Origin of the sequence: Tardiphaga sp. 619_E2_N8_4 (genome assembly GCF_051810905.1) — a bacterium.
Lineage (GTDB): Bacteria > Pseudomonadota > Alphaproteobacteria > Rhizobiales > Xanthobacteraceae > Tardiphaga > Tardiphaga robiniae.
Window position 1 is genome coordinate 5814874 of record NZ_JBPWQJ010000001.1, and the last position, 19543, is coordinate 5834416.

The window sequence follows — 19543 nt, forward strand, 5'->3', positions numbered from 1 at the left end:
ATGAGCCAGCTCTTAAACAACAGGTGTCGCGATCGGCGGGCGCCCCGATACGATCGCCTGCTCGAGATGATCGAGACGATCCTGGCCCCAGAACGGTTCGTCGCGATAGAAGTAGAACGGCGCGCCGAACAGCTTTCTATCGACAGCCTCACGCGTCAGGCTCGCCTCGCGTTCCTGCACGGCAAGGTCGTTGGCGCCGGACAGCAGCCGTCGTCCATCGAGACCGCTCTGATCGGCCAGGCGCACCAGCGTCTCGGGGTCAGCAATGTCCAGCTCATCAGCCCACACCGCCTTGAGTCCGGCATGCACGAAAGCCGAGACGTCGGCGCCTTCAGCGATAGCGACCAGCAGCATGCGATGACCAAGCGACGGGTCGGCTGGATAGAATTTCGGCCAGGTGACGAGCGGAATGTTGCGGATACCCTTCCAGCGCTCCATTTCGACAAGCCGATAGGCTTGGCGTTGGAGCGGCCGCTCACGAACCGGCTTGCCGCCGCCGGCAGCGAAGACTGTCAGCAAGTCGATGGGCTTGTAGACGACCTCGACGTGATGGCGTTTCACGATGTCCTGAAACACCAGGCTGCCGATATAGGACCACAGCGAGATGAAGCTGAAATAGTAATCGACCCGGGGATGTTGCTCGGCCATGCCGTGTCCTTCTGAAAGCAAAACCTAGATTCCAAGATAAGCGGCGCGAACCGACGGATCACGCAATATCTCTGCTGCCGTGCCGGCCGCAACACTGCGGCCCTGATCGATGACATAGGCATGATCGGCGAATTCGAGCGCGGTTGCCACATCCTGTTCCACGACCAGCAGGCTCGTCCCCGCCGCATTCACCTTGCGCAGCGCCTCGATCAATTCATCGACTACTTTTGGCGCCAGTCCGAGTGACAATTCGTCGATCAGCAGCAAGCGCGGCGCCGCCATCAACCCGCGGCCGATCGCACACATCTGCTGTTCGCCGCCTGATAGCGTAACGGCATCCTGCCTGCGCCGCTCACGCAGACGGGGAAATAGGTCGAAGACGCGCTCGATGTCGGCGGATATCGCCCCGCGATTGCTGCGGCCATAGGCGCCGAGCATCAGATTATCTAGCACCGACAGGCCGGCGAACAGGCGCCGTCCCTCCGGCACATGTATCAGGCCACGGCGGACGAAATCCAGCGGCGACGCTGCCCTCACCTCCTCACCGTCGAACACGATCCTGCCGCCGGTGGGTTGCAGCAGTCCGGACAAAGCGCGCAGGATCGTGCTCTTGCCGGCGCCGTTCGACCCGATGAGAGCGACGACATCGCCCTGCGGAACAGCTAGATCGACGTTCCAGACCACCTGCACGTCGCCGTAGCCAACCGCGAGATGACGGACCTCGAGCAAGGTCGCGCTCATGGTGTGATCTCCTTCTGCAGCCTAGCAAAGCGCTTACCGAGATAGGCCTCGATCACCCCTTCGTCCTGCATGACCTCGGCCGTCGGGCCATCGGCCACCAACCGACCCTGATGCAGCACTAGCAGCCGGCTGCAGGACCGTGACACCACCTTCATCAGATGCTCGATCAGCAGAACGGTAATGCCCTTGGCGGCGATATCGGCGATCAGGCGCAAGGCATTGTCGATTTCCGCCGCATTTAGGCCGGCATTGACCTCGTCGAGCAGCAGCAGCTTCGGTTTCGATGCAAGACTCTTCGCCAGTTCCAGCCGCTTGCGGCCGGCAAGCGTCAATGCTGACGCCAGCGTATCGGCCTCACGCGTCAGCCCACAGAAAGCCAGATGCAGGTCGGCATCGCGGCTGGCCTCCTCGCGCGTCGGAACACCCCCGGCAAACAGCGCGGCAGCAGCGACGTTCTCGCGCACAGTCATACGCGGAAACGGCTGCACGATCTGGAAAGTGCGCGCGATGCCCGCGCGGGCCACAAGGTCCGGTCGCAATCCACCTATCTGCCGTCCGGCGAAATCGATTGTCCCCGATGTCGGCTTCAGAACGCCTGTAACGACGTTGACGAAGGTCGTCTTGCCCGCGCCGTTCGGACCGATGAGGCCGATGATCTCGCCTTCCTTCAATGCCACCGATACATCGTCAAGCGCCAGCAAGCCTCCGAAGCGGCGCGAGAGATGGTTCATCGTGAGAAGTGTGCTCATCGCGACTTTCTCCGCATGATCGCGGCAATGGATGACAGCATCCCACGCCCGCGCAGCGCTCCAAGGCCGCTTGGTAGGAACAGGACCAGCGCCACCACCAACAGGCCGAGGAAGCCTGCGTGGAATTCGAGACTGTTGCGCCAGATCAGTTCCTCCAGTCCGAGGAAGACGAAGGCCCCGATCACCGGTCCGGCGATGGTACCGACACCACCGAGCAGGGCCATGATGATCGGCTTGACCGAGAGTGAGACATCATAGACGTCGGATGGATCGATATAGCTGACCCATGACGCATAGATCGCGCCGGCGATGCCGATGAACAGGCTGGACAAAGTAAAACCGATGACCTTGGCGCGCCGGGTATCGATGCCGATGACCTGCGCGGCGTCCTCGTTCTGGTCGATACAGCGAAGTGCGACACCCAGCCGTGCCCGATCAATCCAGATCGATGCAACAACCGCTGCCACCGCGACGACGCTCATCGCCACGAGAAACAACTGCGCCTGGCTGTTCGAACTACCGCCGAGCAACGGCACGTTCAGGCCCATGCCGCCACCGGTCAGCGACGTCCAGGAATTGGTTACCTCGCGAAGCACGTCAGCAACGACGAGGCTGCCGATCGCGAAATAGTGCCCGCGCAGATGCAGGATCGCGAACCCGAGCGCGGTCGCGAAGACGGCCGTGAACACACCGGCACCGATCCAGGCGGCAACTGCCGGCACACCCGCCGACGATGCAAGGCCGCCCGCATAGGCGCCAAGCCCGAAGAAGGCTGCTGTCGCGAATGACGGATAGCCGGAGAAACCACCGACGATGTTCCAGGCGACGGCCAGCGTCACATACATCGCGACCGTAGTGGCGAGGCGCAGCACATAGTTGTCGCCAAATGCCAACAACCCAATGAACAGCACCAGCCCGGCGGCGACCAAGAATATCCTCCAGCGCATCAGTTGAACCCCTTGCGGCCCAGCAGCCCGGTGGGCCTGACCACCAGCAACACCAGCAAAAGGAGGAAGGAGATCGTCAGCGCATTCTCAGGCCCGATGAACAGCGCGCCAAAACTCTCGATCACGCCCAGCGCAAAGCCGCCCGCAACGACGCCGGGGATGCTGCCAAGACCGCCGAGCACGCAGATCACGAACGCCTTGCCGAGATATCCGCCGGAGGACACCGGCGAGATCGGAAAGATGGCAGCGAGCAGCGCGCCGGCCGATCCCGCCATGAAGGTTCCGAGCGCGAACGCGATTGCATAGGTACGCTTGACGTCGATGCCCATCAGCGACGCGGCATCACGATCCATGCGCACCGCCACGATGGCGCGGCCGAGCTGGGTGAAACGCAGCAGCAGTCCCAAGGCGACGACGAGCACCAGCCCGACCGCTGTGGCATAGACGCGGTCGATGGGGAGGATGATGTCGCCGAACTCGAAAACACCAAGCGGCGGATTGAGATTGATCTTGCGGTAATCGGCCTTGAACCCGGCCAGCATGGCATTGTCGAGAAACAGGTTGAGTCCGAAGGTCAGCACCAGCGTCATCAGCACCGGTCGTCCCATCACCGGATTGATCGCGATGCGCTGGATGACATAGCCGAGCACGAAAATGATCGCTCCCGCCAGCGGCGCGAACAGGAACGGGCTGATGCCGAACGATTGATGGGCGAAGAAAGCCAGATATCCGCCGAGCACGATCAGCGACCCATGCAGGATGTTGATGATGTTGAGTACGCCCCAGACCAGCGAAAAGCCGGCGGCGATGCAGGCATAAAGCCCACCTAAAGCCAGTCCGTTGACCAGCACCTGTATCCAGAGCATGTCGATGCCTCAATGCAGAGGCCGTGGCAGAGCGCACTGCCACGGCCTCGCAAGCGTCAGAAGATCAATTTCCCGGGGTCGCGCGGAAATCGCTGGTGGCGATGTCGGCGGGATAAACCACCTGCACCTTGCCCTGCTGGATCTGATAGACCGGCGGGATGTAGGAGTTGGCGATACCCGTCGGGCCGAACGAGATCGGTGCAAAGAAGGTCTTGAAGCCGCCCTTCGCGAGTTGCTCGCGGACAGCATTGCGATCCTTCGAGCCGGCGCGTTCGACGGCCAGCTGCAGAATGACACCGACCGCCGCGCCTGACGCCTGGGTGAAATCTGGCTCGGCACCATATTTGGTCTTGAATTGCGCAACGAAATTCTGCGTCGAGCCGAACACGTCTTCGCTCTTGTAATTCAGGATCGGATGAAACCAGCTCGCGGTCGTGACATTCTCCGACAGCGGGCCCACAGCATCGATCCACTCCTTGTAGGCCGGGCCATTGATCAGCGTGTAAGCCTGCCCGCCGACCTTCAGTTCTCCGGCCTGCTTGCGGGCCAGAATGAGGTCGTTGATGTAGCCGGTCACCACCACCCAATCGGGCTTGGCGGCACGTAACTGCGTCAACGCAGAAGAATGATCCAGCGTGCCGATCGGATATTTCTCGAAGAACACGACCTCGAAGCCGCGCTTCTTGGCGCTTTTCTCGAATTCATTGGCCAACGACAACGGATAGAGATCGTTGCGCGCCAGAATCGCGACACGCTTCACGTTCGGCAACTTCGCCTTGATCAGATCGGCGATCGGTTCGCTCAGCGTGCTATTGTCGGTATAGAGGCCGAACAGGTTCTTGTACCCCTGATCAAACACCTCGGCCGACGACGCGCTCGATGCCAGCAGAGGTACGCCCGCTTTCTCGGCTACCGCGCTCACGGCCTTCGCTGCGCCAGAGCCGAACGGCGAAAATAGGAAGTCGACCTTGTCGTCGGTGATCAGCTTCTCCGCGAGCTGGACCGCCTTGGGCGTCGTCGACTGATAATCGTAATAGACCAGTTCGATCTTCAGCTTCTTCTCACCCGCCTTGATGCCGCCGGCCGCATTGACCTTTTCCTGCCAAAGCTCATAGCCCTGCTTCAGTTTTGCGCCTTCCGGAGCCAACGCACCCGTCAGCGGAAGCGGTGCGCCAATGCGCAGGGAATCCTGCGCGCTTGCGATGCCCGCCTGCAACACTATGGCCACGGCGGCAGCCAGCAGCGAATGTCCCAACTTCATGATCATCTCCTTATGAGTTCCGCGGCATGTCTCCGAGCGCAAAAGAGATGTCAATGTGCTGATCTCAATAAAGTATTTCATCCTTCAGCATTCGATCGCGCCGCGAGCGATGCTCTGGCCCATGATCAACAACGATGGATTTCTGCTACAGTTGAGCAAATCGCCCGATACATCTTTCGCGCAGTGCATCTATGGTGCTGCTGCAGATCACGGCTTGCGCGCCAAACGCCGCAGTGCATCGATCGAAGATCAAGGTTACCGCATCTGAGGCACAACGTTCTCCGGATGGCGGCATTGTGCAGAGCGATCAACCCATGATCATCCTGGTTTTTGGAATTCCCCAGATCGCCTGCTTGGGACTCTAATGCGTCATCAATGATGGTGCCTTTCACGCCCCAATGCAGGACAACGACAATGCATGCCAGACGAATGATCTTGAAAGCCGCCATCGCCATGGGTCTCGGCGTGGCTGTCGTCTCCGCTCCCACGCTGATCGGTTCCGGATCAGCACACGCGCAGGAGAAGACCGTCCGGATTGGCTTCCAAAAATACGGCAAGCTGGTTCTGCTGAAGAGCAAGGGGAGTTTGGAGCCACGCCTGAAGGCACTTGGCTGGAACATCAAGTGGACGGAGTTTTCGGCAGGCCCCGCGCTGCTGGAAGCGATCAATGTCGGTGCGCTCGATTTCGGCAACACCGGCGAGGCGCCGCCGATCTTCGCGCAGGCCGCTGGCGCACCGATCCGCTACGTCGCCTACGAGCCGCCAGCGCCGAAGGGCGAAGCGATCCTGGTGCCGAAAGGCAGTCCGATCAAATCGGTCACCGAGCTGAACGGCAAGAAGGTCGCGCTCAACAAGGGCTCCAACGTTCACTATCTCCTCGTCAAGGCGCTGGAGAAAGCCAATGTCAAATATTCCGACATCACCCCGGTGTTCCTGGCGCCGGCTGACGCGCGAGCTGCGTTCGAGCGCGGAGCCGTGGATGCCTGGGTGATCTGGGATCCGTTCCAGGCGGCCGCTGAAGCCGCAATTGAGGCGACGGTTCTTGCCGACGGCACCGATACCGTGTCGAACTACCAGTTCTATCTGTCATCGCAGAAATTCCTGGAATCCGATCCCAAGGTGGTCGATGCGATTCTCGAAGGCCTGCGGGAAGTCGACGACTGGGCCAAGACAGACATCAAGGCCGTGGCCGAGCAATTGAGCCCCTCGGTCGGCCTGCCGGTTCCTGTACTGGAGGTCGCGCTCAAGCGGCAGGCCTACGGGATCAAGCCGATTGATCGCAAGGTCATCACCGAGCAGCAGCAACTGGCCGATACGTTTCTGGCGCTCGGACTGATCCCGAAAGCCATTGCCGTAGCTGACGCCGCCGGGACACCCGCACCATGACCGCTGCCGACGACGCTCTCAAGATTCTCTGGTTCCTGCCGACCAGCGGCGACGGCCACTATCTCGGAACCACGGCCGGTGCGCGCGAGATCGATTTCGACTATCTGCGGCAGATTGCGCGTGCCGCGGACAAGCTCGGCTATTACGGGGTCCTGCTCCCGACCGGGCGCAATTGCGAAGACTCCTGGGTCATCGCATCGGCCATCGCGCCGTGGACGGAACGATTGCGCTATCTCGTCGCCGTGCGCCCCGGACTGCAGTCGCCCACAGTAGCAGCGCGCATGACTGCCACGCTGGATCGCCTGACCAACGGACGGTTGCTCATCAACATCGTGACGGGCGGCGATGCCGTCGAGAACAAGGGCGATGGCGTCTTCCTCAATCACGACGAACGCTATGAAGTCACCCGTGAGTTTCTGAATGTTTACGCACGGGAGCTCGCCGGCGAAGCCGTCACTGTCGCGGGCAAGCACATCACGGTCGAAGACGGCCGCATCCTCTATCCACCGATCCAGACACCCCATCCGCCGTTCTATTTTGGTGGTTCGTCGGATGCCGGCATCGATGTCGCTGTCGATACCGTCGACAAATACCTGACCTGGGGCGAGCCCCCGGCGCAGGTCGCGGAGAAGATCGCACGCGTGCGCGGGATCGCCGAGCAGCGCGGCCGCAAGATCACGTTCGGCATTCGGCTCCATGTCATCGTCCGCCATACCAATGAAGCGGCATGGAAGGCCGCCGACGAACTGATCGAACACCTCACCGACGACACGATCGCATCCGCGCAGCAGATTCTCGGGCGAATGGATTCCGTCGGCCAGCAGCGCATGTCGCAATTGCACGGCGGCCGGCGCGACCGGCTCGAGGTCAGCCCGAATCTGTGGGCCGGCGTTGGCCTGGTGCGCGGCGGCGCCGGCACGGCGCTGGTCGGCGATCCCGTCACCGTCGCCGGACGCATCCGTGAATATCAGGACCTCGGCATCGATACGTTCATCCTGTCCGGCTATCCGCATCTCGAAGAGGCCTATCGGTTTGCGGAACTGGTGTTTCCGCTGCTGTCGCTGCAACAAACCAGCAATGTCCGGCAGTTCCGCGCCAATACCGGACCGTTCGGAGAACCGCTCGTCGATCACCGCCGGCCGACCGCAAAAGTTTGATGCGTCGCCAGCCTTGATCCCAGCGGCGCAATGACGCCGCGGGGCATCTGGAGGACCCCACATGACCAAGCAGATTCGCCTTAACGCATTTGCCATGAACTGCGTGGCGCACCAGTCGCCCGGCCTATGGACGCATCCCGACGACCGCTCCAGCGACTATAATCGCCTGCCCTACTGGCTCGATCTCGCGCGAACGCTGGAACGCGGACGGTTCGACGGACTGTTCCTTGCAGATGTGCTCGGCGTCTACGATGTGTTCGGCGGCAATCCGGACGCGGCATTGCGCAATGCCGCACAGGTGCCGGTCAACGACCCGCTACTGCTGGTGTCGGCGATGGCCGCCGTCACCGAGAATCTCGGCTTCGGCGTGACCTGTACGCTGTCTTACGAGCCGCCCTATCCATTCGCGCGCCGGATGTCGACCCTCGATCACCTCACCGATGGCCGTATCGGCTGGAATATCGTTACCGGCTATCTCGACAGCGCCGCGAAGGGCATGGGCAAGGCCAGCCAGAACGCCCATGACGACCGCTACAACGTCGCCGAAGAATATATGGAGGTCGTCTACAAGCTGTGGGAAGGCAGCTGGGAAGACGACGCCGTGCAGCGCGACAAGGCGCGCGGTATCTTCACCGAGCCGTCGCGTGTTCACCGCGTCCAGCATTATGGCGAGAACTACACGCTCGACGCCATCCATCTCTCCGAGCCGTCACCACAACGAACGCCGGTGCTGTATCAGGCCGGAACGTCGCTGCGCGGAAAACTGTTCGCCGCGCAACACGCCGAATGCGTGTTCATGTCCGGTCCGTCCGCAAAGGTGATCGCGCCGCGCGTCGCTGCGATCCGCGCGCTTACAGCAGAAACAGGGCGCGACCCGTCGGAAATCCTGATGTTCAGCATGATGACGGTGATCCTCGGCCGCACCGAGGAGGAAGCCGCCGCGAAGCATACGGAGTATCGTCGCTACATCAACCATGAGGGCGCCCTGACGCTGATGTCCGGCTGGACCGGCGTCGATTTCTCGACCTATGACCTCGACCAAAGGGTGGAGCACGTCCACAACGAGGCCGGCCGCACGGCGATGGACAATATCACCCGCGCCGATCCCGATCGCACCTGGACGGTACGCGAAGTCGCCGAGCATGTCGGCATCGGTGGCATCGGGCCAATCATGGTCGGAACGCCCGAACAGGTGGCTGACGCTATCGAGGACTGGGTCGCGCAGACCGACGTCGATGGCCTGAACCTCGCCTTCGCGATCTCGCCGGGCAGCTTCGAGGACATAGTCGATCTCCTGGTTCCGGAACTGACCCGGCGCGGCATCTACAAGAGCGCCTACGCGCCCGGCACGCTTCGCGAGAAATTATTCGGTGCCGGTCGCGCACGGCTGCAGGCGCCGCATCCAGCCTCCTCGTTCCGCCCCGCGCTGCCAGCCGCTATCGCCGCGGAGTAACGGCCGAACGACTCGACGTCGGCCTCCGGCTCGGGCTGGCATCAAAGCAGCAGAGGGATCGACGCATGCGGGACGCTCTGATCATTCCGGGCCTTCACGGCTCACCGGACGGCCACTGGCAGACCCTGTTGCAGAGCCATACGCCATTTGCGCGCCGCGTCGAGCAGGACGACTGGGACGCACCTGTGCTCGATCGCTGGGTGGAGCGACTTCTGTCGAGCGCGGATGCCAATCCCGGCGCGATCGCAGTCGCCCACAGTCTCGGCTGTATCCTCATTGCTCATGCAGCGCTGCGGGTGCCGGACATCAAAATCGGCGGCGCACTTCTGGTCGCACCGGCCGATGTGGAAACGAACACCGACGCATTCCCGCAATTGCGCAACTTTGCACCGATGCCGACGACATCCCTGCCGTTTCCGAGCATCGTCGTCGCCAGCAGCAACGATCCCTTCATGTCGCTGCAACGGGCGCGCATGCTGGCCGAGAGCTGGGGCTCGGACTTCGTCAACATGGGCGATGCCGGCCACATCAATATCGCGTCGGGCTATGGCGCGTGGCCGGCCGCGTACCGCCTGGTCGATGCGCTGGCAGCGAAAGCCGAGACGGCACGGCACCCGCCACGGCCATTCCGAAACCGCACGACCGGCAAACGGGTGCCGGCGTCGTAGAGTATTTCAAGCCGTCTTGTCGTTCCGTTCAAACCGATCGTGCCGTCGAAGGGCCAGCCATCGCCGCATTGGCAGACGAACGCACGAAGGCACTCTCGATCGCGGGGATCGATGACAACAAGGCCCTGGTATAGTCATCGGCTGGGTTGGAAAAGACCTGATCGACCGGTCCGGCTTCGACGATCCGCCCGCGGTGAAACACCAGCACACGATCGGCGATATGCTGGACCACGCCGAGATCATGCGAGATGAAAAGCAGCGCGGTGCCGAGGCGCGCCTGCAGCTCGCTCAGCAGATCCAGCACCTGCGCCTGGATCGAAACATCCAGCGCCGACACCGGCTCGTCGCATACGATGATGTCCGGCTCCGCCGCCAGTGCACGTGCAATGGAGACACGTTGACGCTGGCCGCCGGACAGGGAGCGCGGAGTGCGGCCGAGATGCCCCGCATTCAGCCCGACCTGCTCGAGCAGCGCGACGATGCGGTCGCGCTTTGCGCGCGCATCGCCGGTCAGGTTTTCGGCAATCACATCGGCCACCCGGTAGCGCGGATCGAAACTGCTGAGCGCATCCTGCGGGATATATTGCAGTCTTGCGCGCAGCGCGCGCCGCTCGGCCTCCGCCACCCCGGACCAGCGCTGCCCGAGCAGGCGCACCTCGCCCTCATCCGGCGCGAGCAATCCGAGCACGATCTTGGCGCAGGTCGACTTGCCAGATCCGGATTCGCCGACGATGCCGACAACCTCGCCGGCCTTCACAGCAAAACTGACCCGATCCAGCGCCGGAAGCGGCGGCTCGCGGCCAGACGTCCGCCGCGATACGTATCGCTTCGATATGCCGTCCACCTGCAGCACCACGGCGTCATCCGATGGCTTGCGGGCCGGAAGCGGCTCGCGGACGATGATAGACCCGTTGGTGCTGCCGCCTTCGGCGCCGGCGACGTCAAACCGGGCGGAGGCGAGCAGATGTCCTTTTGAATCAGCGGATGGGATCGCAGCAAGAAGCTGGCGCGTATAGGGATGGCGCGGACGGCGCAAGACATCCGCCGTAGCTCCGCTGTCCACGATGCGGCCGTCGCGCATCACGATCACCCGATCGGCAATGCCAGCCACAACTGCGAGATCATGGCTGATCAGCAGCAGTCCGGCGCCTTCCCGCACGCGCTCGGCCAATACGGCGAGCACCTGCGCCTGGACGGTGACGTCCAGCGATGTGGTCGGTTCGTCTGCGATGATGAGATCCGGGTCGGCCGCAATGGCCGACGCAATCAATGCGCGCTGGCGCAAACCGCCGGAGAGCTGATGCGCATATTGTGCAGCTCGATGTTCGGGATCGGGAATGCCGACCTTGCGCAGCACATCGGTGACACGTGCGGCAACTGTTTGTCGCCCACGTAATGTCCGATGCGCGGAGAGCACCTCGCCGACTTCCTGGCCGATGGTGCGTAGCGGATCCAGCGACACCAGCGCGTCCTGCATGACGAGACCGGTGACCGTGCCGCGCAGCTTGCGCCAGTCGGCTTCACGAAACTCCAGCGCATTACGGCCCTTGATCTGGAAACGGTCAGCGTCGATCTTGGCCCCGTCACCAGACAGATTCAGCAGACTGCGCGCGGTAATGCTCTTGCCAGATCCGGACTCGCCGACCAAAGCCACGCATTCGCCGCGGCGGATCGTCAGGTCGAAGTTCCTGACGATCGGTGCGCCGCCATTGGCGCCGGCAAAGCCGATCGAGAGGCCCTCGATGTCGATCAGCAAATCGTCGGGTTGTGGAATGACCAGGTATGGCTTGTCGGTCATGCCAGCCGCCCTTCGAACCGTTTCTGGATGGCATTGCCGACCAGCGTGAAGGCGATCACCGTCAGCGTGATGGCGAGTCCGGGAAACACGCCGGGCCACCACGCCACGCGCAGCACGTCGCGGCTCTCCGCCAGCATCACGCCCCATTCCGGCGTCGGAGGTTGCGGGCCGAGCCCCAGAAAGCTGAGGCCCGACACCGCGAGGATCGTATTGCCGATATAGACCGTCGCGATCACCGGCACCGCGACCAATACATTCGGTAGCACGTGGCGGATGAAGATCTGCCAGCGACCGAGGCCATAGACGACGGCATGCGTCACGTAATCGGCATCGCGTACCAATTGCGTTTGGGCACGGATCACGCGACCGAATTTCGGGATGCCGGCAATGCCCACGGCAATGGCGATGTTGAGCATACCCTGCCCGAGAAACGTGACCACGAGCATCGCCAGCAGCACGCCGGGGAATGACGACAGCACGTCGAACACGCGCGATGTGGCCTCATCGAGAAAGCGGTTACGCTGTCCGGCGAGAATGCCAAGCACGATGCCAAAGGCCAGGCTGATCGCCATGCCGCCGATCCCGATCAACAGTGAATAGCGCGTGCCGTGGATGGTCCGCGCGAACACGTCGCGGCCGAGCCGGTCCGTGCCGAACAGATGCTCCCAGCTCGGCGGCTTCAGCCCCAGCGTGTAATCGCCGATCAGCGGATCGAACTGGGTGAAGGCGCGTGGGAATGCCGCGGCAAGAAGCAGCACGAACAGGAACAGCAGCGAGATCGCAAGGCCCAGCGACAGCAATCGCGGCGCGATCACGGCCGCCGTCGTCACCGTTTCCACCGCACCGGGCGGATTGACCTGCGGGTCAAGCGCGATGGACAGGTCCGCGAGCGGACGGGTTTGCACGTTCATTGCGCCCTCAGTCTCGGATCGATCAGCAAATACAGGATGTCGAGCAACGTCGACGCGGCGACATGGATGAAAGCGGCCAGCAGCACCACGGCCAGCACCACCGGCACGTCATGGGTCAGCACGGCGCCGAGCGTCACGGTGCCGAGACCGGGACGCCCGAAGACTTTCTCCGTGATCACAGCGCCGCCGAGCAGTCCGCCGATCAGCCAGCCGCCGAGCGTCACTGCCGGCAGTAAGGCATGCCGCAAGACGTGGCGCGCGCGGATCACGAGCTCGCCGACGCCGCGCGAACGCACCGTGGTGACGAAGGGCTGATCGAGCGTCTTCTCCATCGCCTCACGCAGCACCTGCGCGAGGAGGCCGGCCGTCGGCAATGCCAGCGTCAGCGACGGCAGCACGATCGACTGCCAGCCACTGGCCCCGGACACCGGAAACCAGCGCAGCGTGAAGGAAAACGCCATCAGCAGCAGGATGCCAAGCCAGAACACCGGCGTGGATGCGAACACCAGTTCCAGAAAGGATGCGATCTGGCGCGAGATGCGCCCGCGGCCGGCTGTCAGCAGCGCGAGCCCGACTGCGATCACGATGGCCAGAATCCCGCCGAGCAGCGCAAGCTGCACGGTCGGCATCAGTTGTGATCCCACCACCTCGGTGACGGGCTGACGCAGCACATAGGACGTGCCGAAATCGCCCTGCAGGATGCGCAGAAGAAAATCCAGGTACTGCGCGGGCAGACTGCGATCGAGCCCCCACTCCGCCGCAATCGCCTCGCGCAGCCCTGGATATTCCAGATCGCCCGCCAGGATATCCTGGATGCGCCCCGGCAAGGCGTGCAGCGCCAAGAATGCCGCCGTCACACTCGCCCAGGCCACCACGAGACTGGTGAGCAATCTGGAAATGATACGAGACCACATGATCTCGTCTACTTCGCCAGCCAGAAGTCATAAGCGCTCGACGGCGAGTCCAGACCCGCCTCAAAGCTCAGCCCGTTGACATTGTTCTTCGCCGCCAGAAACCAGCTCGGGGCGAACATCGGCACGATGAAGGCCTGATCGACGCCGAGCTTCTGGATCTCATCGGTGAGGGCACGCTTCTTCGCCACGTCGGTCGAGCGCAGCGCTTCATCGATCAGACCCGTGATCTGCGGATCCGGATTGGCGATGTTGGAATACAGAAAGCCCTTGGAACCGAGCATATCCCACAACTCCCGCGCGGGATCCGATGGATTGTCGGTGTTCGGATAGATCGTCCAGTTGCCATTGGCGTTGTTCTTGGCATATTCGCCGGCGGTGATGATGCGCAGATTGAGATCGAATCCGATATTCTTGCGCAACGCAGCCTGGATACCCTGGATCAGCACTTCGCGATTGTCGCGGACGTAAGGCTGCGGATAGCCGACGTCGATCTTCAGGCGCACGCCGTTCTTGGTGCGGAAGCCTTCAGAATCGCGGCCGGTCCAGCCGGCTTCGTCGAGCAGCTTGTTGGCGCCCGCGATATTGTTGCCCCACGCACCGACCAGCGCTTTGTTATAGGCCGGGTTGGCCGGGCCGATGATGGACCATGCACGCGGCACGGTGCCGAGATAGACCTGCTTGACCAGCGGCTCGAGATCGAAGCCGTCTCGCAGCGCGCGCCGGACTCGCACGTCATCAGCCGGCGGAATGGTGTAGTTAATGTTGAACGTAAACGACGTGCTGGCGCCGGACGGGCCGGTCAGCAATTTGAATTCGGCCTGATCCGCGAACAGCGCCACGTCGGTCGGCTGCACGCCTTCGATCAGATCGACCTGTCCCGACGTCAGCGCACCGGCCCGCACTGCAGCCTCCGGCAGAAACCGCAAGGTCACGCGATCGAGATAGGCCGGCCCGCTATGCGCGGCATAACCCGGTCCCCACTTGTAATCCTTGTTGCGCACGAACACCGCCGACTGGCCGCGGCTGTAGCGCTCGAACACGAACGGTCCGGTGCCCGCCAGCAGCGGCCCGCCGCCGCACAGGTCACCCTTGGCGAGAGCCTTTGGCGAGATGATGCCCAGTTTGACGTTGGACGTGGACTCCAGGAACGTCGAATCAGGCTGCGTCAGGATGAGTTTGACGACATAGGGCGACACGACTTCGGCACGATCGAAATATTGCAGCAGCGCGACTGCGTTGGCGGCGTTTTCCGGCTTCTTGACGAAATCGTAATTCGCCTTCACCGCCGCCGCGTCGAACTTCTCGCCGTCGTGGAAGACGACGTCCTCGCGCAGCTTGTACGTATATTCCTTGCCGTCCGGCGAGATCGACCACTCAGTCGCCAGCCATGGCGCGAAGGTGCCGTCGGTCTTCTTGCCAACCAGCGAGTCGATATAGTTGCGCGCCACGAAAAATGCAGCCTGCTGCGAGGCGCGATGCGGATCGAAGCAGCTCGGCTCGGTCGCAACGCCCCATGTAATGGCGCCGCCGGAAACCGGCTTGCCTTCCTGCGCCTGCGCAAGCTGTCCGCCCAGCATGACCGACGCGATGACGATCGCAGTGCGTGGCGAAATACTAATCTTCCTCATTGGGGACCGTCCGTTGGTGTTTTTCACTACCAACCGCAGCAGCAACGTCTCGCATCTTCTGAAGTGATCAATGGCATAGAGTTGCCACTTCATCTGAGCGCTGCAACGCGGTAGCAATTTGTAGCGCGATCTAAATCTGCAATCCGCGCAAAGACAATGCACTTCACGCGATCTCACCGTCGCGACACCAAGTTTGAAAGATCATTCGCGATGCGATGCGATCAGTGGGCGAATGTCATACGTGCGAGCCCGAAGACAACTGGATCGCTCTCCGCCTCGCCCATCAGGAATGCTCCATGAGTGAACGCAAACTGCATCTCAACGTGAACCTGCTCCATTCCGGGGTCTATGCATCGGCATGGCGGCTGCCGGACAGCGATCCCGGCGCATTCTACGACGTGCAGCATTATGTGAATGTCGCGAAGATCGCCGAGCGCGGAAAGTTCGACGCGATCTTCCTCGCCGACACGCCCGCCATCACCGACCGCATCGACCTGCGGCCTTTTCAATCCATGGAGCCGACCATCGTTCTGGCTATCGTGGCTGCCGCGACCACGCATATAGGCCTGATCGCCACCGCATCCACGACCTATAACGAGCCGTATAATATCGCGCGGCGCTTCGCGACGCTCGACCATGCGAGCGGCGGCCGCGTCGGCTGGAATGCGGTGACCACCGCGGACGCGTCTGCGAGCCGCAATTTCGGCCTGTCGAACGTGCTCGAACACGGCTTACGCTACGAGCGCGCCAAGGAATTCGCCGAGGTCGCGCACGCGCTGTGGGATAGCTGGGAAGACGACGCCTTTGTCGGCGACAAGGCGACGGCGCGCTTCGTCGATATATCGAAGGTTCACGCCATCGATCATAGCGGCACGCATTACACCGTTGCCGGTGCGTTGACCGTTCCGCGCTCGCCGCAGGGCCGGCCGATCACCGTGCAGGCCGGCGGTTCAAGCGACGGCCGCGACCTCGCCGCGGCGCAGGCTGATGCGGTATTCACGCTCTCGCAATCGATCGACGACGGCGTCGCCTATGCGCGTGATCTGCGGGCGCGGGCCGTCGCCTATGGCCGTCCATCCGATTCCATCGTGATCCTGCCGGGCCTCGCGACCATCATCGGCAGCACCGAGGCCGAGGCGCAGCGACGGCAGGACGAGTTGTGGGACTTGGTGCCGATCCAGTACAGCCTGTCGCGACTGGCAGGAACCCTGCATGTCCCGCCTGAGATCCTCGAACTCGACAAGCCATTGCCGGACATTCCACTGCCGGCCAATGCCAACCAGACGATGTTCAAGGGCACCGTCGCCATGGCCCGCAAAGATAATCTCACGGTGCGGCAACTGCTCAAGGCGCTGGGCGGCGGGGTCGGCCATCGCATCATCGTCGGAACACCCGAGGCGATCGCCGACGATATCGAGGCCTGGTTCAGGGCCGGTGCCGCCGATGGCTTCAACCTGATGCCTGACGTACTCCCGACAGGCCTGGCCGTGTTCGTCGACGAAGTCGTCCCCCTGCTGCAAAAGCGCGGCATCTTCCGCCGCGACTACGAGGGCACCACGCTGCGCGACCACTTCGGATTGGAACGTCCGCCCAGCCGCTATGCCAAGCGTCCCGCAGCGGCCGTCACGGCGTGATATCACCACAAGTGAATACTCCCGTCGCGATCGGCGGGAGCATTCATGGTCGCTCTAACCTGCCCTATGGCGCGTGGAACACCAGCGCGCGCAACTCGATGCTCTCTCGCGGCGGCGCATCAGCAGGCGCGGTCGGATCGGCAAACGCCGTGTGCGGAGCGAAACGTGCGACGCCGTCTTTGGTCGAATCATAGCACTTCAGCAGCAATATCTCGTCGGGCGTCATATCCGGCATGTAGTACCAACGATGCTGCGGATTGAACTTCACCGCGTAGGTTTCACCGACCCGGTGCTGATAGACCAGATCCGATCCGACCAGTTCGTCAAAGCGAACGGTGCGCGCATCGGCGACCGCCAGCGGCGAATCCTTCAACGGGCCGCGGATCGGACGCCACAGATTGATGATCTGCACGCGCCCCTTGAGTAATTCTTCCGCATCCGCCGGGAGCAGATCGCGGACACGTTGCGGACCCGATCTATCGGTGTGATCGACATGCACCCGGGCGACAGGCTGGCGCGGGCCTTCGCCGCGGTCATTGACGCCATCGACGCGCTTGCGCACGGTATGATCGAAGATGAAGATGCGGCTCGCGCCGGTGATGTCTTTGAGCAGCTTCTCGGCTTCGGGATAGTAGACGCCCTTGACGTTCTCATCATCGTAGAAGTCGGAGACCGCGCTGTGCTGGTGCGCCACCGCAAAGCCGTGTTCATCGAGCGACCACTGATCGATGCTCGGTCGCGCATCATGGATCGCAACCGCATGCGGCTCCGGTTCCGCAGTGGAACGCGGCTCGCCGGCCGGAGGATCGAATGTATAGGTACGAGGGCGGCCATTGATCGGTGCCAGATAGTTCAGATCCGCGGTGACGAATGCACCGGCCGTGATCTTTTCGTTGAGCAATCCCATGATGGTTCTCCCGATTGACATGGGCTCATCACGCATTTCATGCGGCCCATTTGCTTCAATCTGATCCCGGCGACCCACCGCGCCAATGGGACTTTTCAAATAAGAACGTCATTTCCCGGCAGCGTGAAAACAGATGATGCGATTTCAGCATTGATATCGATTGAAGATGTTTAATGTTGTGATCACGACCATCGTGAATGACGTTCGGCATCGGTGTTCCCACGTAAGGCGGGACATCGCTTGCATCCGCAAGCATTTACGCCTCATGACCGACGCTCCGAAAGAAGGATTGGAAGCCGTTCGGCCCAACTTTGTAATTCCCAAGCGCGCTGTGTGGAGCGTTAATGGGCGCCTTCAGGAGTCGAATTGATGCCACATCCGCCACGTCTCGCCGTTGCCATCGCAGGCGCTCTCGCGCTCGCGACGGCCGTCGAGACCTATCACGCCGCCCACCAGCCCAAGCCTGACATGTTCCGGAATGCTGCAGCCACAGTGACACCAGCCCAGCAACTCGATCGCGCCCTGCAGGCACTCCGCGTCGATGCTGTCAGAGACAACGCATCAGCCATGTAGACAGGAGAAGGGACCAAGGCATGTATCTCGGAAAGATGATCGCTTTGGTACTGGGACACGCGACGTTCCTCAGCCTGTTCGTGTGGTGGTTTGGCTAAGCGGGGCTCTCGCCTTCCGGCAAGACCGCTTCGCGGTGTCAACTCAACCGCGCGAGGCCTTCAGCAAAGCTGCCTCCCTCTTCACCCGCGGAAAGACATGCTCGGCGAAACGCTGCATCTCGCTCTCCAATGGCTGGAACTGCAGCATGAACAACTCGATGCCGGCGGCATGGAATTCGCGGATGCGAGCGGTGACCGTATCGTAGCTTCCCACCAGACCCGCAGCGGTGCCGCCATTGGTGCCGACCCGCGGCGACTTCTGCATCGTCTGCATCATCACGACCTTGGGATCGGTATTGGCACGCTGGATGGCCTTCATCGGCGCGTCCTGCGCGGCGAGCGCCAGCAGACGCTGATGTGCCTGCTCGGCTTCTGCGTCAGTCTCACGTGCGATCACGAAGGCCGACAGGCCGAAACGCAGCGGTGCGCCGGCGCGCGGTCGTGCCGCCACATTGGCGATCAGCGCTGCCACATCGGCCAGCGGCTGGCCGTTGATGAACCAGACATCGCCGTGGGACGCGACCAGTTCGCGCGCCGGCTCCGACTCGCCGCCGACATAGATCGCAGGCCGCGCGCGGTACAGGTCCTTCGGCCGCAGCGCGTAGTCTCGGACATCGAAATTTTCGCCCTTGTGCGTCAGCCGTTCCCCGCTCGTCAGCTGCGCAACGATCGAGATCCATTCCTTGCCATAGGCATAGCGATCGTCATGCTTGGCAAAGCCGATACCGGCCTTCTCCAGCTCGGGCTTGTTCCAGGCATTGACCAGATTGAGCGCAAAGCGGCCGCGGCTGATATTCTCGATCTGCAGTGCGATCTTGGCGAGTACGACGGGATGAAACAGATAGGGCTTGATCGCCGCGATGATCTCGATCCGACTGGTCAGCGCAGCCAGTGCCGCTGCGGAGCTCCAGGTCTCGAGTTGATCGAGATCTTCCTGATGCGGATTGATGGTGTGCTGCGCGATCAGGGTCGAATCGTAACCCAGTGCCTCGGCTTGCAGGACCAGCGCCTTGTTACGCTCCCACGATGCATCATACGGCTCTTCGGGATCCTGATGCGCCGCCCGTGGCCCATGCACCGGTGCCCAGACGCCAAATCGAAGAGGATTCGTGCTCATTGTTTGCCTCATATTCACGTCGCTCTCGCTATAAGACGACCCGCACACAACAATGCAAGCACCGCCATGCACTCATGACATCGGCGG

General features: G+C 62.3%; 18 protein-coding genes. 6 read left to right on the forward strand and 12 right to left on the reverse strand.

What is annotated here, in order from left to right:
- Positions 1–12: 12 nt before the first annotated feature.
- From AB8A23_RS27650 to AB8A23_RS27675, 6 genes are all read right to left on the reverse strand, one after another.
- Positions 13–648: a 2-hydroxychromene-2-carboxylate isomerase gene (locus AB8A23_RS27650; RefSeq protein ID WP_439057507.1), complete on the reverse strand. Its 636-nt coding sequence runs from the start codon at positions 646–648 to the stop codon at positions 13–15.
- A 24-nt stretch (positions 649–672) separates the two neighbouring features.
- Positions 673–1389 (reverse strand): ABC transporter ATP-binding protein, encoded by a 717-nt coding sequence (locus tag AB8A23_RS27655; RefSeq protein WP_439057506.1) that lies wholly within the window; start codon positions 1387–1389, stop codon positions 673–675.
- On the reverse strand, positions 1386–2138 hold the full coding sequence (locus AB8A23_RS27660; protein ID WP_439057505.1) for an ABC transporter ATP-binding protein: 753 nt from the start codon (positions 2136–2138) through the stop codon (positions 1386–1388). The genes AB8A23_RS27655 and AB8A23_RS27660 overlap by 4 nt, the downstream gene beginning before the upstream one ends.
- Positions 2135–3067: a branched-chain amino acid ABC transporter permease gene (locus AB8A23_RS27665; protein ID WP_439057504.1), complete on the reverse strand. Its 933-nt coding sequence runs from the start codon at positions 3065–3067 to the stop codon at positions 2135–2137. Before AB8A23_RS27665 ends, AB8A23_RS27660 begins: the two co-directional genes overlap by 4 nt.
- 17 nt (positions 3068–3084) lie before the next feature.
- Complete coding sequence (locus AB8A23_RS27670; protein WP_439057503.1) at positions 3085–3951, reverse strand: branched-chain amino acid ABC transporter permease; 867 nt, start codon at positions 3949–3951, stop codon at positions 3085–3087.
- A gap of 64 nt (positions 3952–4015) precedes the next feature.
- The gene (locus AB8A23_RS27675; protein WP_439057502.1) at positions 4016–5212 is read right to left on the reverse strand and encodes an amino acid ABC transporter substrate-binding protein; all 1197 of its coding nucleotides are present in this window, start codon (positions 5210–5212) and stop codon (positions 4016–4018) included.
- A 453-nt stretch (positions 5213–5665) separates the two neighbouring features.
- Here AB8A23_RS27675 and AB8A23_RS27680 point away from each other — a divergent pair, with 453 nt between their 5' ends.
- The 4 genes from AB8A23_RS27680 to AB8A23_RS27695 all read left to right on the forward strand — a co-directional run bounded on the left by AB8A23_RS27680 (position 5666) and on the right by AB8A23_RS27695 (position 9876).
- A complete protein-coding gene (locus AB8A23_RS27680; RefSeq protein WP_439060441.1) occupies positions 5666–6598 on the forward strand; it encodes a sulfonate ABC transporter substrate-binding protein in 933 nt (310 codons plus the stop codon).
- The gene (ssuD, locus tag AB8A23_RS27685; protein WP_439057501.1) at positions 6595–7755 is read left to right on the forward strand and encodes an FMNH2-dependent alkanesulfonate monooxygenase; all 1161 of its coding nucleotides are present in this window, start codon (positions 6595–6597) and stop codon (positions 7753–7755) included. The genes AB8A23_RS27680 and ssuD overlap by 4 nt, the downstream gene beginning before the upstream one ends.
- Positions 7756–7816: 61 nt before the next feature.
- Positions 7817–9208 carry an LLM class flavin-dependent oxidoreductase gene (locus AB8A23_RS27690; RefSeq protein ID WP_439057500.1) on the forward strand — a complete coding sequence of 464 codons (1392 nt, stop codon included), beginning with the start codon at positions 7817–7819 and terminating at the stop codon, positions 9206–9208.
- Positions 9209–9273: 65 nt separating this feature from the next.
- Positions 9274–9876 (forward strand): RBBP9/YdeN family alpha/beta hydrolase, encoded by a 603-nt coding sequence (locus tag AB8A23_RS27695; RefSeq protein ID WP_439057499.1) that lies wholly within the window; start codon positions 9274–9276, stop codon positions 9874–9876.
- Between the two features lie 28 nt (positions 9877–9904).
- On the opposite strand, the gene AB8A23_RS27700 is transcribed toward AB8A23_RS27695, so the two are convergent.
- The 4 genes from AB8A23_RS27700 to AB8A23_RS27715 are packed head-to-tail and all read right to left on the reverse strand — an operon-like array spanning position 9905 to position 15127.
- On the reverse strand, positions 9905–11674 hold the full coding sequence (locus tag AB8A23_RS27700) for a dipeptide ABC transporter ATP-binding protein (RefSeq protein ID WP_439057498.1): 1770 nt from the start codon (positions 11672–11674) through the stop codon (positions 9905–9907).
- On the reverse strand, positions 11671–12585 hold the full coding sequence (locus tag AB8A23_RS27705) for an ABC transporter permease (protein WP_439057497.1): 915 nt from the start codon (positions 12583–12585) through the stop codon (positions 11671–11673). The genes AB8A23_RS27700 and AB8A23_RS27705 overlap by 4 nt, the downstream gene beginning before the upstream one ends.
- The gene (locus AB8A23_RS27710; RefSeq protein ID WP_439057496.1) at positions 12582–13499 is read right to left on the reverse strand and encodes an ABC transporter permease; all 918 of its coding nucleotides are present in this window, start codon (positions 13497–13499) and stop codon (positions 12582–12584) included. The genes AB8A23_RS27705 and AB8A23_RS27710 overlap by 4 nt, the downstream gene beginning before the upstream one ends.
- 8 nt (positions 13500–13507) lie before the next feature.
- On the reverse strand, positions 13508–15127 hold the full coding sequence (locus tag AB8A23_RS27715; RefSeq protein WP_439057495.1) for an ABC transporter substrate-binding protein: 1620 nt from the start codon (positions 15125–15127) through the stop codon (positions 13508–13510).
- Positions 15128–15423: 296 nt separating this feature from the next.
- On the opposite strand from AB8A23_RS27715, the gene AB8A23_RS27720 reads away from it, so the two are divergent.
- Positions 15424–16761: an LLM class flavin-dependent oxidoreductase gene (locus tag AB8A23_RS27720; RefSeq protein WP_439057494.1), complete on the forward strand. Its 1338-nt coding sequence runs from the start codon at positions 15424–15426 to the stop codon at positions 16759–16761.
- Positions 16762–16825: 64 nt separating this feature from the next.
- Here the strand turns inward: AB8A23_RS27720 and AB8A23_RS27725 are convergent, their stop codons facing one another.
- Entirely contained in the window at positions 16826–17668 is an 843-nt protein-coding gene (locus tag AB8A23_RS27725) for a CmcJ/NvfI family oxidoreductase (protein ID WP_439057493.1), read from the reverse strand.
- A gap of 369 nt (positions 17669–18037) precedes the next feature.
- Here AB8A23_RS27725 and AB8A23_RS27730 point away from each other — a divergent pair, with 369 nt between their 5' ends.
- A complete protein-coding gene (locus AB8A23_RS27730; protein WP_439057492.1) occupies positions 18038–18241 on the forward strand; it encodes a hypothetical protein in 204 nt (67 codons plus the stop codon).
- A 141-nt stretch (positions 18242–18382) separates the two neighbouring features.
- On the opposite strand, the gene AB8A23_RS27735 is transcribed toward AB8A23_RS27730, so the two are convergent.
- The gene (locus AB8A23_RS27735) at positions 18383–19456 is read right to left on the reverse strand and encodes an LLM class flavin-dependent oxidoreductase (protein ID WP_439057491.1); all 1074 of its coding nucleotides are present in this window, start codon (positions 19454–19456) and stop codon (positions 18383–18385) included.
- Positions 19457–19543 lie beyond the last annotated feature (87 nt).

Excerpts from the sequence above, each read along its gene's own strand:
- AB8A23_RS27650 (WP_439057507.1), bottom strand. The coding sequence starts at position 648 with ATGGCCGAGCAACATCCCCGGGTCGATTACTATTTCAGCTTCATCTCG.
- AB8A23_RS27715 (WP_439057495.1), bottom strand. The coding sequence starts at position 15,127 with ATGAGGAAGATTAGTATTTCGCCACGCACTGCGATCGTCATCGCGTCG.
- AB8A23_RS27700 (WP_439057498.1), bottom strand. The coding sequence starts at position 11,674 with ATGACCGACAAGCCATACCTGGTCATTCCACAACCCGACGATTTGCTG.
- AB8A23_RS27720 (WP_439057494.1), top strand. The coding sequence starts at position 15,424 with ATGAGTGAACGCAAACTGCATCTCAACGTGAACCTGCTCCATTCCGGG.
- AB8A23_RS27655 (WP_439057506.1), bottom strand. The coding sequence starts at position 1,389 with ATGAGCGCGACCTTGCTCGAGGTCCGTCATCTCGCGGTTGGCTACGGC.
- AB8A23_RS27660 (WP_439057505.1), bottom strand. The coding sequence starts at position 2,138 with ATGAGCACACTTCTCACGATGAACCATCTCTCGCGCCGCTTCGGAGGC.
- ssuD (WP_439057501.1), top strand. The coding sequence starts at position 6,595 with ATGACCGCTGCCGACGACGCTCTCAAGATTCTCTGGTTCCTGCCGACC.
- AB8A23_RS27680 (WP_439060441.1), top strand. The coding sequence starts at position 5,666 with ATGGGTCTCGGCGTGGCTGTCGTCTCCGCTCCCACGCTGATCGGTTCC.
- AB8A23_RS27670 (WP_439057503.1), bottom strand. The coding sequence starts at position 3,951 with ATGCTCTGGATACAGGTGCTGGTCAACGGACTGGCTTTAGGTGGGCTT.
- AB8A23_RS27725 (WP_439057493.1), bottom strand. The coding sequence starts at position 17,668 with ATGGGATTGCTCAACGAAAAGATCACGGCCGGTGCATTCGTCACCGCG.
- AB8A23_RS27690 (WP_439057500.1), top strand. The coding sequence starts at position 7,817 with ATGACCAAGCAGATTCGCCTTAACGCATTTGCCATGAACTGCGTGGCG.
- AB8A23_RS27675 (WP_439057502.1), bottom strand. The coding sequence starts at position 5,212 with ATGAAGTTGGGACATTCGCTGCTGGCTGCCGCCGTGGCCATAGTGTTG.
- AB8A23_RS27710 (WP_439057496.1), bottom strand. The coding sequence starts at position 13,499 with ATGTGGTCTCGTATCATTTCCAGATTGCTCACCAGTCTCGTGGTGGCC.
- AB8A23_RS27730 (WP_439057492.1), top strand. The coding sequence starts at position 18,038 with ATGCCACATCCGCCACGTCTCGCCGTTGCCATCGCAGGCGCTCTCGCG.
- AB8A23_RS27695 (WP_439057499.1), top strand. The coding sequence starts at position 9,274 with ATGCGGGACGCTCTGATCATTCCGGGCCTTCACGGCTCACCGGACGGC.
- AB8A23_RS27735 (WP_439057491.1), bottom strand. The coding sequence starts at position 19,456 with ATGAGCACGAATCCTCTTCGATTTGGCGTCTGGGCACCGGTGCATGGG.
- AB8A23_RS27705 (WP_439057497.1), bottom strand. The coding sequence starts at position 12,585 with ATGAACGTGCAAACCCGTCCGCTCGCGGACCTGTCCATCGCGCTTGAC.